This window comes from Dietzia sp. NPDC055340 (genome assembly GCF_053645335.1).
In genome coordinates, this window is record NZ_JBSHML010000019.1 from 21,671 (window position 1) to 35,713 (window position 14,043).

Here is a 14,043-nt window from a genome sequence, read left to right on the forward strand (position 1 = left end):
GAACTTCGCACAGATCGTCGTGCAATCGGAATGGGAGGTCTTGCAACCGACCGGCTCGGGCCGGCCAGGATCGCCGGGCCGTGTGGAGGCGGTGAGCAGCCGAGGTGGAGCCCTGGCCCGGTCAGACCGCCGCGACGACCCCGGCGAGCCGCTCGGCCACCTCGCGCGCCAGGTCGGGGTCCTGCGCCTCGACCATAACGCGCACGAGCTGCTCGGTACCCGAGGGCCGCAGCAGGACGCGGCCGGTCGCGCCGAGCGCGCCCTCCTCCTGGGCGACGGCCTCGGCGACCGAGCCGGATGCGGCGACGGCGGCCTTGTCGTCGACCGGGACGTTGACGAGGATCTGCGGTAGCACGGTCATCACCCCGGCCAGCTCGGCGAGCGAGCTGCCGGTCTCGGCCATGCGCGCCATGATCCGCAGCCCGGTGAGCAGCCCGTCGCCCGTGGTGGCGTGCCCGGGGAGCACAAGGTGCCCGGACTGTTCGCCGCCGAGGCTGTAGCCGCCGTCGCGCAGCCGCTCGAGCACGTACCGGTCGCCGACCTTGGTCTCGGCGATCTCGATCCCGGCCGCGCGCATGGCCACCTTGAGGCCCAGGTTGCTCATCACGGTCGCGACGAGCGTGTCCTCGGCGAGCTCGCCGGCGTCGCGCATGGCGAGGGCGAGGATGGCCATGATCTGATCACCGTCCACGACGTTCCCGTCGGCGTCGACGGCCAGGCAGCGGTCGGCGTCGCCGTCGTGCGCCAGACCCAGGTCGGCGTCATGCTCGCGCACGGCGGCCTGCACGGCGCCGAGGTGGGTGGAGCCGCACTCGTGGTTGATGTTGTAGCCGTCGGGCGCGGCGTGGATCTCGATGACCCTGGCACCGGCCTCGCGGTAGGCGCGGGGCGCGGCCTCGCTGGCGGCGCCGTTGGCGCAGTCCACGACGACGACGAGACCGTCCAACCGGCCCGGCGTCGACGTCAGGAGGTGCCGCACGTAACCGTCCAGGGCGTCTGCGGACGGGGCACGACGTATCCGGCCGATCGCGTCCCCGGTGGGTCCGGTGATGGGCTCGTCGGTGAGCGCGGACTCGATGGCGTCCTCGATGTGGTCGCCGAGCTTGTGGCCGCCGGCGGCGAAGAACTTGATGCCGTTGTCCGGCATGGCGTTGTGCGAGGCGGAGATCATCGCACCGAGGGCCGCGCCGTGCTGGGCTGTCAGGTGGGCGACGGCCGGGGTGGGCAGCTCGCCGACGAGCAGGACGTCGACTCCCTGACTGGCCAGCCCGGCGGAGAGGGCGGCTTCGAGCATCTCGCCGGAGACCCGCGGGTCGCGGCCGACCACCGCGAGGGGGCGGGGGGATCCGGTGGAGGCGCCACCCGTGCGGGCGGGGTCGGCTTCGGCCGCCAGGACCGCTGCGGCCGCGGCGCCGAGACGCAGGGCCAGGTCGGCGGTGAGCGTCCGGTTGGCGAGTCCGCGGACGCCGTCGGTGCCGAACAGTCGGGTCATGTGGTGGATTCCTCCGGGGTCGTGGGTGCCCTACCGCTGAGACGCGGCCACTGGTGTGCGACCGCAGAGGTGCGGCCGCCGGCTTTCGACCGGGCTGGTCGAGACGTCCAGACAGGATAACCACTGCGCGGTGAGCGCTCGGCTCCCCTCCCTGAAACGCCCCAGAGCAGGCCCCCGCGAAGCTGCGGAAACCTGCTCTGGAGTGTGTGATCTCGGGGAGATCAGCGCTTCGAGTACTGCGGGGCCTTACGGGCCTTCTTGAGGCCGGCCTTCTTGCGCTCGACGGCGCGGGCGTCACGGGTGAGGAAGCCGGCCTTCTTCAGGGCCGGACGGTCCTCGCCCGAGTACTCGGTGAGGGCGCGGGCGATGGCCAGGCGCAGAGCACCGGCCTGACCCGACGGGCCGCCACCGTGGAGCAGGCCCACGATGTCGAACTGCTCCTCGCGCTCGACGAGAACCAGCGGCGACTTGACGAGCTGCTGGTGCACCTTGTTCGGGAAGTACTCCTCGAGGGTGCGGCCGTTGAGCGTGAACTGACCGGAACCGGGAACCAGGCGCACGCGGGCGACGGCTTCCTTGCGGCGGCCGACGGCCTGGGCGGGCCCGCTGGAGACGAGCTGCGTCTCGACGTCGGCGACGAACTCGGTGCCACCGGCGTAGTCGGCCTCGGAGTAGTCCTCGGCGACCTCGGCGGCGAGGTCGGCCACCAGATCATCGGCCACGTCGGCCTCGGGGGTGATGTTCTCGTCGGTCACTGGGCCACCTGCTTGATCTCGTAGGGCACGGGCTGCTGGGCGGCGTGCGGGTGCTCGGCACCGGCGTACACCTTCAGCTTGGAGGCGACGGAGCGGCCGAGCTTGTTGCTCGGCAGCATGCCCTTGATGGCCTTCTCGACGACGCGGTCCGGACGCGAGTCCATGGCCTCACCGAGGGTGCGCGACTTCAGGCCACCGGGGAAACCCGAGTGGCGGTACTGGTTCACGCGCTCGCGCTTGTTCGACGAGATCGCGACCTTGTCGGCGTTGATGATGACGACGAAGTCGCCGGTGTCGGCGTTCGGGGCGAACTGCGGCTTGTGCTTGCCACGGAGGATGTTCGCGGCCTGGACGGCAAGTCGACCGAGCACCACATCAGTGGCGTCGATGACGTACCAGGCGCGCGTCACGTCCCCGGGCTTGGGGGTGTACGTGGACACAGGCGATACCTCTGTCTGTCTAGTGGGCTGCCGGCCGGGCGGGCGCTCTCCCCCTCGCGCGGCGGCCGGTGGTGACCCGCGCGAGGCGATCGACCGACCCGACAAGCGGGACCGACACGAACGCCGAGGGTTCACTTTACCGACCGATGGCCTCCACCTCCAAGTCGTCACGTGGATCCGCTAGACTCTCCCCGGTTCCCGCCCTCGTAGCTCAGTGGATAGAGCACGGCTCTCCTAAAGCCGGTGTCGGAGGTTCGATTCCTCTCGAGGGCACTCTGTTGGACGTACCAGGTCGGCCGCGCGAGAACTCCCGCCTCGCCCGCCGATTCAGTCGGATCCCGTGTCCGAATACCTGCACCGCGGCGCACACGCACCATTCGGTCTAGGCAGAATTCGCCTCCCGAGTTAAAATGCTGCTTATTCAAATCTGGCCGGTCGCACTCCTTCCCCTCGCGGCAGCCGATCTTCGCCGTGGGGCATTTACACCGGGAGAGACATGGTCGATTTCAAGCGTGGAGACAACACGGTCTGGACGAGGTCGCGGAGCAGGAGTTCAGCGGGCACTCGCCCTTCGGCGCCCTACCCGGCGCCCCCCGTTCCGGAGCCGGCTCCGGCCTCCGAGCCTCGATCAGGATTCAGCCGCTGGCTTCCCTCAAAGGCTCCTGTGCCGACCCCTCCGCCCCCGCAGCCTGGCCGGTTCCCCAACCTCACATCGATGTCCCGAGACGAGCGCGCACTCTCCGCCGGGATCCTCGCCGTAGTGGCGGCGGTCGGAATCGGAATCGGCTATGTCCTCCCGGACGGGGGCACCGACGAGGCACCGCTACCGGTGGCCACGCAGCCGAGGCTTGCTGAGGACTTTCCGCCAGAAGCTCCGGCTCCGGACCAGGAGCAGGACGACGCCGCTCCCCCGCCTGCAGCAGACCCCGTCGCGCCAGCCGACGCTGTCCCGGATCCCGTTGTTCCTCCGGGGCCTGCGCCTGCACCTGAGCCCGCTCCGGACCCCGCGCTTTACCCTGAGCCCGACCCTGTCCCTCCACCGGCGCCTGTCGCCGACCCCGCTTCCGTGCCTCAACCAGCGGCCCAGCTGGCTCCGGTCTATTTTCAGAACTGCACGGCGGTGCGAGCAGCAGGTGCCGCGCCGATCTTGCAGGGCGAGCCTGGCTACGGCACGCATCTTGATAGAGACGGCGACGGGATCGGCTGCGACACCTAGATTCCATCGACCCGGACACGCACCTCGAGTCGGCAGACAAACCTCGGGGAGTTGGGCCGCTGGGCAGCAGGAAGTGCGGCGACCTCTGATGGGTGTTCGGCGGCTGCCAGAATCCCGCCATCGAGCACACGGTCACCCCCTCAGCCGCGTCCCCGTCTTGGCGTAGATGCGGTTGAGGTGCCCTTCGACCGTGCGCTTGGACAGATGCAGCTCCGCTGCGATCTCGGCGTTGGTCAGGCCCCCGCCCACGAGGTCGGCGATCTCGGACTCGCGGCGCGTCAGCGAGACGCCAGCGGGAATCGTCGCGGCCAGCCCGCCCAGCCCGACGAGGCCGGCGTGGGGACTGCGGATCTCGGTGGTCGCCAACATCCGCTCGGCCAGAGTGCACGTCTGCGATCCCGGCGTCGCGAGCGTGCGGGCACGTTCGGCGGCCGCCGCGGCCACCATGAGCAGCCCGAATCCGCGGGACCGCTGGGCCACGTCGAGGAGTCGCCGGGGGTTCGCGGCCAGCGTCATCGCCGCCAGGTCCTGCATCAGCGGCGCCACATCACCGCCGACGACCACCTCCCCCACCATCCGGCACGTCTCGGGATCGCCCATCAGGACGCCGATCCACGCGGCCCGCACCGCTGCGCCGTGGACCCCGTCGGCGATGAGCTCGCGGACGATTCCGCGCGCGTCGTCCGCCCGCCCCTCGCAGTAGAGCACCCCCGCCTCGGCCGCCCGGATCTCGGGCCCGACGGGCGAGTTGGTGTACGAGGGCACGGCGTGCACCCGGCGCAGCGCCGCCCGCGCGTCGGCGCCCCGGCCGGACTGGGCGCAGGCCAGTGCGTACAGGGAGACTGCGCGGGGCAGGAAGTCCTCGGGGCCGTCGACCTCCATGGTGTCCACGGCGTCGGCAGCGGCGGCCACGGCGCCGGTCAGGTCGCCGGCACTGAGCGCGATCTCGGCCTCGGCCACGCGGCGCATGCCGTGGTCGATGCGCACTGAAGCGTCCTGCTCCACCTCGTAGAACGGCGCGAGCTCGGCCAGCAGCGCGGTGACCCCGTAGCCGTGCAGCACCACGGACAACAGCGCCGACAAGTACTCCTCCGACGCCCACGCATGATGGTCCATCGTGCGGGCCCGGCGGGCGAGCCGACGCAGGACGGCCCGCGCCTCGTCGGGCCTGCCGAGCGCGTCGAGCGCCAGCGCGTGGACCGCCTCGAGACGCCGCTCCCAGTCAGCCGGCGGCGGGGAGGTCAACTCGGCGTAGGCGCGGGCCGCCTCGCGGTGCCGCCCCGAGTAGGTCAGGTGCACCACGGTGAGGGTGTCGAGCACGGCGTGGGCCTCATGTCCGGGCGGGAGGAGGCGGTGGGCGTCGCGGATCATGGGCAGGGCGTTGTCGGGGTGACGGTCGCGGTAGTGGGCCAGGTCGGCACGCGCGGTGACCGTGCCGATCAGCACGCGGACGTATTCGCTGGCGTCGGGGCCGGTGCCGGTGCCGGTGATCCCCTCGAGTAACACCTGCGCCTCGTCGAGCGCGGCAGCGGTCTCCTGCAGCCGGTCGAGCAGCCGCAGGCACGAGGCGCCGACCAGCGCGAGCTCGGCCTCCTGCAGTGCGGTCATGGCGAGCCCCGCGCGGCGGGCGGCGGGGCGGAGGTCGACGCCGGTGCGATAGTCGTGCGCGTCGAGCGCGGCGCGCGCGGCGGCGAGGGTGGCCGCGGCGTCGACGTCGCGCCCCTGCGCGAGCGCCCACAGGATGATCCGCGGGTCCGGCAGCGCACGGCCCGGCCGCAGGAGCGCGCCGAGAGCGCTGCCGTGGTCACCGCGGGCGTCGCCGTGTTCGCTGCGGGTGCCACCCCGGCCGCCGATCGCCGCGCCGCGGAGAACGGCGTCGTAGACCTGACGACGACGAAGACCATCGGCCCCGTCCCGCAGCGCACCGGCCAGGATCGGCGGCTGCACTGTGAGCATCTCCACGCCGTCATCGGTGCGGGTGACGAGCAGAGAGCGGGCCACCGCGTCGCTGACCGCGCTCTCGCCGTGAATCGCCTCGAGATCGGCGAGATTGATCCGCCGGGCGAGTGCAGCGGTGGTCGTGGTGGTGAGGTTGTCGTCGTCGACCCACAGGCGTGGATCCGCGGCGACGCCGGCGACGGCTGCGGCGGGATCAACCGTCAGGTCCAGGCGATCACCCGCGCGGCGGACGAGGCCGCGGGCGGCGAGGTCGTCGAACGTCACGCGGAGGGCGGTGAGGTTGCCGTGTGATCCCGCCCAGAGTGCCTCGACCAGGCGCGTCGAGAGGGATCGTCCCACGGCCGCGGAGACCGCGGCCTCGGATTCTCCGCGCGTGAGGGCGCGCAGGGGCAGGCGCGTGGTGCGGGCTGACACCTGGTCGGCCAGGCCCGGCGGGAGCGCGGCGCCCAGCCGCGCGGAGCCCACGACCACGGCGCGGTCGGGTAGCTCGGGCGAAGCCGGGGCACGGCGGTCGAGGTCGTCCCACAGCACCACGGGGACGCCGGCGGCGCGCAGGCCGTCCGCGATGTCGGCCGCACATCCGCTGGCGCCGGTGCCCGGCGGGCCCACCACCAGCACGCCACGGCGTGTTTCGACGGCCAGGGTGACCGCCCGCGACACGGTGTCCTGCCGCAGTACCGCACGGGTCCTCTTCCACGCGGTCACAGTCGGCTCTCCCGTCCGGCGAAAAAACAGGTGTGTCGCACTCTATACCCATGCCCGCCCCACCACGCACGATGAGTTCACTCTTACCGCGCCAGGGCCGGCGATCGAGACGACCGACCCGGGCCCGGCGCGACCCCTTCCCCTCTCGAGGAGTTCTCATGGCACGTCCCTCTTCCGTCTCCGCAGCGTCCTGGATCTGGATGTTCACCGCCCTGTTCACCACATTCACCGTCGCCAACATCCTCACCGCCACCGAGATCCTGGTGGTCTTCGCCGACCTCAACGCCGGCATGGACGACCTCCCGCCCGGCGAGGCGTTCAGTTGGTTCGGCTGGATGCTGGCGATCGCCGCGATGATCGCGATGGCCGTCCAGGTGGTGGCCGCGGTCAAGCTCCGTGACGGCGCGGGCTGGGCCCGGCTGGTTCTGTCGGTGTTCGCGTTCTTCTCGCTGCTGGGCGTGCTCGCGGACTTCACAATGGTCTCGGCGTGGCTGCTCCTGGCCGCCAACGTGGTGGCGCTGGTGCTGGCGTACGGACAGTCGGCGTCGGAGTTCCTGGAGCAGCGCCTCAACACCCTCGTGTCGGCATGAGTGACGCCGCCGGTTGGGAGCGGCTCGAGGGCCGCAGGCTTCCTGCCTGGTACGACGACGTCAAGCTCGGCGTGTTCATCCACTGGGGCCCGTATTCGGTGCCCCAGTGGGCGCCGCGGGTGCCGGACATCCAGGAACTGTTGCGCGACGGCGGGCCGAGCCGGATGCTCAAGGAGAACCCGTACGCCGAGTGGTACCTCAACACGATGCAGATCCCGGGCAGTCCTACCCAGGAGCATCACGAGGCCACGTACGGCGCCGACTACAGCTACCGCCGCTTCTCGGAGGAGTTCTCGCGTCAGGCCGAGACGGCGGACGTGGACCAGATCGCCGAGCTGGCCCAGGCTGCGGGCGCCGGGTATGTGGTGCTCACGACCAAGCATCACGACGGCTACACGCTGTGGCCGTCGGACCATCCGCACCCGAAGCTCGGTACGTACGGTTCGCCGCGCGACCTGGTGGGCGACGTAGACCGGGCGGTCCGGGCCCGCGGCATGCGCACGGGGCTGTACTACTCGGGCGGGTACGACTGGCCGTTCAACGATGCGGTCCTGACGGGCCCGGCCGACTCGGTGCTCGCGGTGCCGGCCGATCCGGGCTACGCCCGCTACGCCGAGGACCACGTCCGGGAGCTGATCGACCGCTACTCCCCCGCCATCCTGTGGAACGACATCGGCTGGCCGGCCACAACCGACCTGCCGAGCCTGTTCTCCGACTTCTACGACGCGGTGCCCGACGGGGTGGTGAACGACCGCTGGGCGCAGACGGATCTCAAGCGCGGCGGCGGGACCGAGGCGGTGGTCCGCGGGGTGGCCGGCCTGGTGCAGTTGGTGTGGAAGCTGATCCCGGCCGAGCACCGCGAGCTGACCTTCCCCGCGACCCCGCACCACGATTTCACGACTCCCGAGTACGCCCGCTACGAGGAGATCGTGGCCAAGAAGTGGGAGACCACGCGCGGGATCGGCAACTCCTTCGCCGCGAACCGTAACGAGGATCCGGCGGACATTGTGCCGGCGCATGAGTTGGTCCACATGCTCGTGGACGTGGTGAGCAAGAACGGCAACCTGCTGATCGGGGTGGGTCCCTTGCCTGACGGGTCGGTGCCGCCCGAGCAGCAGGCCCCTCTACGGGCGTTGGGGCGCTGGTTGCACGAGAACGGCAGCGCGATTCGCGGCAGCCGCCCGTGGGTCCGTCCCGCCGCCACCGCGAGCGAGGGCACCGAGCTGCGGTTCACCCTCACCGGCACGGACGTCAACGTGATCACCCTGGGAACCCCCACCTCCCGTGAGCTGGTGGTGCCGGGTGTCTCTGCCGGGCCGGATGCCTCGGCGTTGCTGGTGTCGACCGGGCAGCCGCTGGAGATCACCGCCAACGACGATGGTGTCCGCGTGCGACTGCCGGAGCGTCTGCCGGTGTCGCCGGCGCACGTGATCCGGCTGTCGGGGCAGGTGAACGCAAACGCTCCGGCTTGATTGAAGTCAGTCCTCGGCGACGCTCACGGAGACCTCGATATTGCCGGCGGTGGCCCGGGAGTAGGGGCACATTTCATGGGCGAGTTTGGCCAGCTCGTTCGCCTGCTCGGTCTCGACCCCGGGCAGGATCACCTCGAGGTCCACGGCCAGGTCGATGCTGGCTTCACCGGAGCGAAGGAGCGAGACCCGCGCTCCCACGGACGAGCCGTCGATAGCGACCTTCCTGGTCCTCGCGGCGCTCTGCAGCGCCGAGTGGAAGCAGGCGGCGAATCCTGCGGCGAACAATTGCTCGGGGTTGTTGCCCTTGCCTGACCCGCCGAGTTCTGTGGGCGGGGCCATCTCCAGGTCCACGGCCTTGTCGGCGGTGGCCACGTGCCCGTCCCGGCCTCCGCCGGTGGACAATGCCTCGACGGAGTACAACGCGTCTGCCATGACAGTCTCCTTCGTGATGGGTGTGCTGCCGCCAAACGTACGCCGCGGCGGCAGGTGGGGTCGCCGACCGGATTAGGACGGAACCCGCGACCACCGGCGAGCAACCGCCGGGCTCAGCCCACTGCCTCGCGCACCCATGCGTGGATCTCGCGAGCCAGTTCCTCCGGCGCCTCCACCGGCAGCATGTGCCCGGTCTCGCGGATCTCCACGTACGAGACCGGGCCGTCCCCGCCAAAAGCGTCATTGGCCACTGCCCACGCGCGCTGCGCGGCGGTCGGCACCACCTGGTCGTCGGACGCACCGACGATCAGCACGGGGCACGGAGCCTGCGCGGGGAACGAGCTGCGATCTGCCCGCGCCCCCAGCGCCACTGAGTGGGCCGCAAATCGCGCCGGGCCGTACCCGCGTGCTGCGCGCAGCCGCTCGGCCCGCACCTGCGGGTCCAGGCCACGGTCGTCGAAGTACACAAGTTCCATGCCGTCGAGGGCGATCTCCTCATACGCGTCCGAGCTCAACCCCGCCGCTCGAGCCACCCGGGAGGCAGCCGCATCCGGATCCTCCGCCCCCACGGGCGCGGTCACCAGCACGAGCCCGGCCACCAGAGTCGGGTGCCGTTCGGCGAGGTGCATGGCCACCACTGCGCCGAGCGAATGCCCCACCACCACACTGTCGGGCGCAATCTGTCCTGCCACCTCGTCCACGAGTACGTCGAGGTCTGGCGCCGCTGGCAGGTCCAGAGCCCTCGCCGTGAGGTCCTTCGGCAGGGCATGGATCACGGGAGACCACGATTGCGCATCGCCGTGCAGGCCAGGGAGAAGGACAAGCTCGGTCATGCCCGGGACCCTACGCGGGACACATCTCTCGGGACACCGGCCGCGCACGCTCCGGTGGCCCTGCGAGTACGACGACGCCGTCACCCGCATCCCGCTCACTCCGTCAGAGCGACACGAGCCGAAAGATCAACTGCCTAATGTGAAGATTCGATCGAGTGATCCGGCGGATTCATGGCCGTCTCCAAATTCCGGCGCGTGATCGAGCGCGAACTCCATGATCGCGCCTTGGTGCCCCGTAGAGACGTACGCGCGCTGCCCACTGGGGGTCACCGCAATCGTGCCCGCATCGCGGACTCCCAGTTCCCCGATAACCTCGGCGCTGCCGGTCACCGCATCAACAATCCGCAGACCCTGGTCAGTCACCACATAGAGCTCGTCTCCCCCGGGATGGATCGCCAGGTCAAAGGTAGTGTAACCCGCGGTGTCCAGGGCGGTCACCGTTCCGAACCGCACGTCATACGCCAGCACGGTGGTGTCGATCGCGACGTACGCCAGCGATTCATCGGGGCTCAGCGCTACGGATTCTCGGAAGTAATCAAACCTCCAGCCGAGGTCGAACGGCGGCGAGGGTGGGCCGTCGACGGTGCTGACGACGTCTCGGGTCCGGGTGTCGGCGATCTCGAGGATCGAGGTGCGGGACCCCCGTTCGCGACGGGAGGAGACAGACAGTCGATTCCCATTTTGGGAAATGGCCATGCCGTAAACCGACCCGGCCGTCCTGATGTAGCCGACCTGGTTCATGGTCGCGGTGTCCACCACTGTGACCCCGGTCGGGCTCGAAACATAGGCCTCTGCACCATCCGGAGAGATCACTACGCCGGTGGGCTCGGTACTGATCACACTGACGTCGTTGATCAGGTCGAGAGTGGTGGCGTCGAGTTTCAGAAGCTCGCCTTGCTGCCCGAAGGAAGTGGCGTAAACGGTGGCGCCGTCTGGCGAGACGGCCAGGTCGCGCAGCTTTCTGGTTGTCTAACCCGGGTAGGAGTGCTGCGAGGCCACCCGTCCGGTGGCCGTCTCCACCATGGAGATCCGCGGCTGTCCCTCGTCACCGTGGGCGGCATAGACAAACGCCCCGTTCGGGGATACCGCAGTATCGACGTAGTAGCCCCCGGGCGATCCCTCAACCGGCCCTATGAGTCTGGCGGCGGACGCCATGGGAGCAAGAGCGAGCGAGAGAGCCACGGCGGCGGCAAGCACTGCGGAGCGGCACCGCCGCCTTCTCACCCCTCGCATTGCGTCAGATCCGTTTCCGCGAGCGGCTTTCCCTCGGGCGTGATGTAGGTGACCATCAGGACCAGGTTTTCAGGCCCCTCGTTGATCCCCTCGTGGACGTAGCGGGCGCCTTCGACCACCGAGTCGCCGGCGCGATAGACGTGGACGCCGCCGGGATAGACGTCGGCGTAGTGGGTGAGCTGGCCCTCTTCCACCACCACGACGAGTTGTCCGTGGTGGCAGTGCAGGCCTGTTCCGGATCCCGGTTCGATGGTGATCTGGCGGAACATCACCTGCACTCCGTCGGTGCCGCCGTCTACGTCCACCTCAACGGCCTGGTCCTGGTCGCCCTCGGCGATGTCGAGGACTCGGACGGGCTCAAGCCCCACCGCGGGGTCCGGAACGGGTTCGGGACTGCACGCGGCCAGAGCCAGCGCGAGAGCCCCGCCGGCCAGCGCGACGCCGACTCGTATCGGTGGGTGCGGCATGGCCGACTCCTCGCGTCCGCTCGGACTGACTAGGTTTGGCCAGCTCGGTCAAACATTAGTGCAGTTCGCCGCATAGCGTAAAGAAAACGTCACGAAAGGCGAGATGGATCCGAACCCGGAGCCTAGGGCTCTGCCGAACCGAGTGCGCGCCCTCTCGACCGGATGCTCATCAGCCCGGCCGCCCGCACACTGAAACCACGCGCAGCAACGAACAGCCAACTTCGTGAGGGGTGGCGGTCATGAAGGTCGCGGTCATCGGGGCAACGGGCAACGTCGGTACGGCGGTCGTGCGGGCGTTGGGCCAGGAGCCAAAGGTCACGGAGGTGCTTGGTGTGGCCCGCCGTTTGCCGGATGCAGGCCGTGCGCCGTACGACCAAGCGCGGTGGGAGTCGGTGGATCTGGCCGTCCCCACGCGCGACGACCGGGACGAGGACCGGGTGGTCGACCACCTGGCCGAGGTGCTGCGGGGCTGCGACGCGGTGGTGCATCTGGCGTGGCTGATCCAGCCGAATCACCAGCGCGAACTGCTACGCCGCGTGAATGTGGAGGGCACGCGCCGCGTAGCCGAGGCCTGCGTGCGAGCGGATGTCGGGCATCTGGTGGTGTCGTCGTCGGTGGGAGCGTACTCGGGTGTCGACGACGACGACCCGCGCCCCGAATCGTGGCCCGTGGGCGGCGATGCGGAGTCATCGCACTACGCGGTGGACAAGGCGGCGCAGGAGCGGGTCCTGGACGAGATGCAGACCGAGCACCCTGACCTGCTGATCACCCGGGTTCGCCCGGCGCTGGTGTTCGATGCCGATGCCGGCGCCGAGATCACCCGCTACTTCCTGGGCGCGTTGGTGCCGGCGGCGGCGCTGCGGCCGGGCACTCTCCCACTGTTGCCGGTGCCGGCGGGGATCCGGGTGCAGGTGGTACACGCGGACGATCTGGCCGACGCGTTCTGTCGGGTATTGGTGCAGGGGGTCACGGGGGCGTTCAACGTGGCGACAGAGCCGGTACTCCGGGCGCAGGAGCTGGCCGACGTCGTGGACAGCGGCCGGTACCTCGAGGTGCCTGCCGCGCTGATCCGTCCCGCGGTGGCGGTCGCGTGGAAGGCCCGGGCGGTGGCCGCGAATCCGGGCTGGCTGGACATGGGGATGCGGGTTCCGTTGATGGATTGCTCGCGGGCCCGCGACGAGCTGGGGTGGCAGCCGCAGCACGAGGCAGCGGAGACGCTGCGTGAGTTGTTGACCGGGATCGCTGACGGACAGGGCACCGCGAGCCCGCCGATGCGGCCGCGTGAGCAGTGGCCGGTGGATCAGTCGCCGCCCGGCGGGGCCGACCCGTCCGGGGTCACGGGCCCTGGCGAGGAATCCTCGGCCCATCGTCTGCCGGCACACCTGGAGCGCGACGTGCTGGCCTTGTACCTGTCGGACCACCTCACGGGCGCGACGGCCGGCCTGGGCCGGGCCCGCCGGATGGCCCGGGACTTCTCCGACACCGACCTGGGCCCGGACCTGGCCACGGTCGCCGAGGACATCGCCAGCGAACGCCAGTTCCTGGCCGAGCTGATCGATTCCCTACACCTGCGCCGGCGCCCCCACCGGCAGGCCGTAGCCGCGGTCGCGGAGAAGGCGGGGCGGCTCAAGCTCAACGAGCGCCTGACCAGCTCCCCCATGACCCCCGTGCTGTAGGTGGAGCTCATGCGTAGCGCCGTGGTGGGCAAGCTCGGCGGCTGGGAAACCCTCGCCGCGCTCGCGCCGGACCTGGGCCTGCCGGCGGAGCTGTTCACCTCCCTCGCCGACCGTGCCCGTGAGCACGCCGACATCTTCGGTCGACTCCACCATCACGTCGCCGGCGACGCCTTCCGCATCTCTGCGGAGTGATGATCGCTGGTCAAGGAATCAGCCCCACTGCCTGATCAACTCTGTGACAGTAGGTGAATGAGAAACCGCCCCGGGCCGCAGGCCCGCACACTCGGCCGTTCGCGGAATCGACTCCGTATCGCCGTGGCGTCCGCCGCGGCGGTGGGCCTTCTGGCCTCCGCTGCCGCTGTGGCCGCTCCGGTAACCGCAGCGGCGCCGATGCCGGGCCCGGCCCGCGGTCTGCCCCAGGCCGTGAACGATGTGCTGGGGCCGGCGGACCCGGCGTTCTGGAATCCGGCTGTCCCCGGCACCCGGGTCCTGACACCGGTGGGCCCTCGCGATGAGGTGATCTGCCTGACCGGCTTCGTGCCGGTGATCAATTGCTGGACTGATAGCCGACACGATCTGGGGTCGACGCCGCGCCCGCTCGCCCACGTCGATCTCCCGGCGGGCAGTGGAGCACCGATGCGACTCTGGGTGGACCTCCCGCGATGGGGCGACGGCTCGACAGGCGAAGACCCCATCCGAAAGCTGGCGAACGAGGTGGTGGTCTGGTGGCTCACCAACCCCACGCCGTCGTAGTCCCCACGCCGGGCTCGCCC

At 70.3% G+C, this 14,043-nt stretch carries 14 protein-coding genes and 1 tRNA gene; 7 read left to right on the top strand and 8 right to left on the bottom strand.

Going from position 1 to position 14,043, the window contains the following annotated elements:
* Window positions 1–121: 121 nt before the first annotated feature.
* From glmM to rplM, 3 genes are all read right to left on the bottom strand, one after another.
* Window positions 122–1,492: a phosphoglucosamine mutase gene (gene glmM / locus ACWIFB_RS13845; protein WP_454058556.1), complete on the bottom strand. Its 1,371-nt coding sequence runs from the start codon at window positions 1,490–1,492 to the stop codon at window positions 122–124.
* Window positions 1,493–1,713: 221 nt separating this feature from the next.
* The gene (gene rpsI, locus ACWIFB_RS13850) at window positions 1,714–2,247 is read right to left on the bottom strand and encodes a 30S ribosomal protein S9 (protein ID WP_454058557.1); all 534 of its coding nucleotides are present in this window, start codon (window positions 2,245–2,247) and stop codon (window positions 1,714–1,716) included.
* Window positions 2,244–2,687: a 50S ribosomal protein L13 gene (gene rplM, locus ACWIFB_RS13855; protein ID WP_454058558.1), complete on the bottom strand. Its 444-nt coding sequence runs from the start codon at window positions 2,685–2,687 to the stop codon at window positions 2,244–2,246. The genes rpsI and rplM overlap by 4 nt, the downstream gene beginning before the upstream one ends.
* A gap of 200 nt (window positions 2,688–2,887) precedes the next feature.
* Between rplM and ACWIFB_RS13860 the strand changes: the two genes are divergently transcribed.
* Together ACWIFB_RS13860 and ACWIFB_RS13865 are read left to right on the top strand one after the other, a co-directional pair.
* A tRNA-Arg gene (locus ACWIFB_RS13860) sits at window positions 2,888–2,960 on the top strand.
* A gap of 442 nt (window positions 2,961–3,402) precedes the next feature.
* A complete protein-coding gene (locus ACWIFB_RS13865) occupies window positions 3,403–3,903 on the top strand; it encodes an excalibur calcium-binding domain-containing protein (RefSeq protein WP_454058559.1) in 501 nt (166 codons plus the stop codon).
* Between the two features lie 132 nt (window positions 3,904–4,035).
* On the opposite strand, the gene ACWIFB_RS13870 is transcribed toward ACWIFB_RS13865, so the two are convergent.
* Window positions 4,036–6,567 carry a helix-turn-helix transcriptional regulator gene (locus tag ACWIFB_RS13870; RefSeq protein ID WP_454058560.1) on the bottom strand — a complete coding sequence of 844 codons (2,532 nt, stop codon included), beginning with the start codon at window positions 6,565–6,567 and terminating at the stop codon, window positions 4,036–4,038.
* 158 nt (window positions 6,568–6,725) lie between these two features.
* On the opposite strand from ACWIFB_RS13870, the gene ACWIFB_RS13875 reads away from it, so the two are divergent.
* Both ACWIFB_RS13875 and ACWIFB_RS13880 read left to right on the top strand, forming a co-directional pair.
* On the top strand, window positions 6,726–7,157 hold the full coding sequence (locus ACWIFB_RS13875; RefSeq protein ID WP_452099133.1) for a hypothetical protein: 432 nt from the start codon (window positions 6,726–6,728) through the stop codon (window positions 7,155–7,157).
* Window positions 7,154–8,629 (top strand): alpha-L-fucosidase, encoded by a 1,476-nt coding sequence (locus tag ACWIFB_RS13880; RefSeq protein WP_454058561.1) that lies wholly within the window; start codon window positions 7,154–7,156, stop codon window positions 8,627–8,629. The genes ACWIFB_RS13875 and ACWIFB_RS13880 overlap by 4 nt, the downstream gene beginning before the upstream one ends.
* Before the next feature lie 6 nt (window positions 8,630–8,635).
* Here the strand turns inward: ACWIFB_RS13880 and ACWIFB_RS13885 are convergent, their stop codons facing one another.
* From ACWIFB_RS13885 to ACWIFB_RS13900, 4 genes are all read right to left on the bottom strand, one after another.
* Complete coding sequence (locus ACWIFB_RS13885) at window positions 8,636–9,061, bottom strand: organic hydroperoxide resistance protein (protein ID WP_454058562.1); 426 nt, start codon at window positions 9,059–9,061, stop codon at window positions 8,636–8,638.
* A gap of 113 nt (window positions 9,062–9,174) precedes the next feature.
* Window positions 9,175–9,894 (bottom strand): alpha/beta fold hydrolase, encoded by a 720-nt coding sequence (locus ACWIFB_RS13890; RefSeq protein WP_454058563.1) that lies wholly within the window; start codon window positions 9,892–9,894, stop codon window positions 9,175–9,177.
* A 126-nt stretch (window positions 9,895–10,020) separates the two neighbouring features.
* Window positions 10,021–10,734, bottom strand: coding sequence for a YncE family protein (locus tag ACWIFB_RS13895; protein WP_454058564.1), 714 nt, complete (start codon window positions 10,732–10,734; stop codon window positions 10,021–10,023).
* A gap of 380 nt (window positions 10,735–11,114) precedes the next feature.
* The gene (locus ACWIFB_RS13900; protein WP_452099126.1) at window positions 11,115–11,594 is read right to left on the bottom strand and encodes a cupin domain-containing protein; all 480 of its coding nucleotides are present in this window, start codon (window positions 11,592–11,594) and stop codon (window positions 11,115–11,117) included.
* A gap of 239 nt (window positions 11,595–11,833) precedes the next feature.
* On the opposite strand from ACWIFB_RS13900, the gene ACWIFB_RS13905 reads away from it, so the two are divergent.
* The 3 genes from ACWIFB_RS13905 to ACWIFB_RS13915 are packed head-to-tail and all read left to right on the top strand — an operon-like array spanning window position 11,834 to window position 14,023.
* Entirely contained in the window at window positions 11,834–13,270 is a 1,437-nt protein-coding gene (locus tag ACWIFB_RS13905; protein WP_454058565.1) for an NAD-dependent epimerase/dehydratase family protein, read from the top strand.
* Between the two features lie 9 nt (window positions 13,271–13,279).
* Complete coding sequence (locus tag ACWIFB_RS13910) at window positions 13,280–13,462, top strand: hypothetical protein (RefSeq protein ID WP_454058566.1); 183 nt, start codon at window positions 13,280–13,282, stop codon at window positions 13,460–13,462.
* A gap of 57 nt (window positions 13,463–13,519) precedes the next feature.
* A complete protein-coding gene (locus ACWIFB_RS13915; RefSeq protein ID WP_452099124.1) occupies window positions 13,520–14,023 on the top strand; it encodes a hypothetical protein in 504 nt (167 codons plus the stop codon).
* Window positions 14,024–14,043: the final 20 nt, after the last annotated feature.

Excerpts from the sequence above, each read along its gene's own strand:
- glmM (WP_454058556.1), bottom strand. The coding sequence starts at position 1,492 with ATGACCCGACTGTTCGGCACCGACGGCGTCCGCGGACTCGCCAACCGG.
- ACWIFB_RS13865 (WP_454058559.1), top strand. The coding sequence starts at position 3,403 with ATGTCCCGAGACGAGCGCGCACTCTCCGCCGGGATCCTCGCCGTAGTG.
- ACWIFB_RS13875 (WP_452099133.1), top strand. The coding sequence starts at position 6,726 with ATGGCACGTCCCTCTTCCGTCTCCGCAGCGTCCTGGATCTGGATGTTC.
- ACWIFB_RS13880 (WP_454058561.1), top strand. The coding sequence starts at position 7,154 with ATGAGTGACGCCGCCGGTTGGGAGCGGCTCGAGGGCCGCAGGCTTCCT.
- ACWIFB_RS13885 (WP_454058562.1), bottom strand. The coding sequence starts at position 9,061 with ATGGCAGACGCGTTGTACTCCGTCGAGGCATTGTCCACCGGCGGAGGC.
- ACWIFB_RS13890 (WP_454058563.1), bottom strand. The coding sequence starts at position 9,894 with ATGACCGAGCTTGTCCTTCTCCCTGGCCTGCACGGCGATGCGCAATCG.
- ACWIFB_RS13900 (WP_452099126.1), bottom strand. The coding sequence starts at position 11,594 with ATGCCGCACCCACCGATACGAGTCGGCGTCGCGCTGGCCGGCGGGGCT.
- ACWIFB_RS13905 (WP_454058565.1), top strand. The coding sequence starts at position 11,834 with ATGAAGGTCGCGGTCATCGGGGCAACGGGCAACGTCGGTACGGCGGTC.
- ACWIFB_RS13910 (WP_454058566.1), top strand. The coding sequence starts at position 13,280 with ATGCGTAGCGCCGTGGTGGGCAAGCTCGGCGGCTGGGAAACCCTCGCC.
- ACWIFB_RS13915 (WP_452099124.1), top strand. The coding sequence starts at position 13,520 with ATGAGAAACCGCCCCGGGCCGCAGGCCCGCACACTCGGCCGTTCGCGG.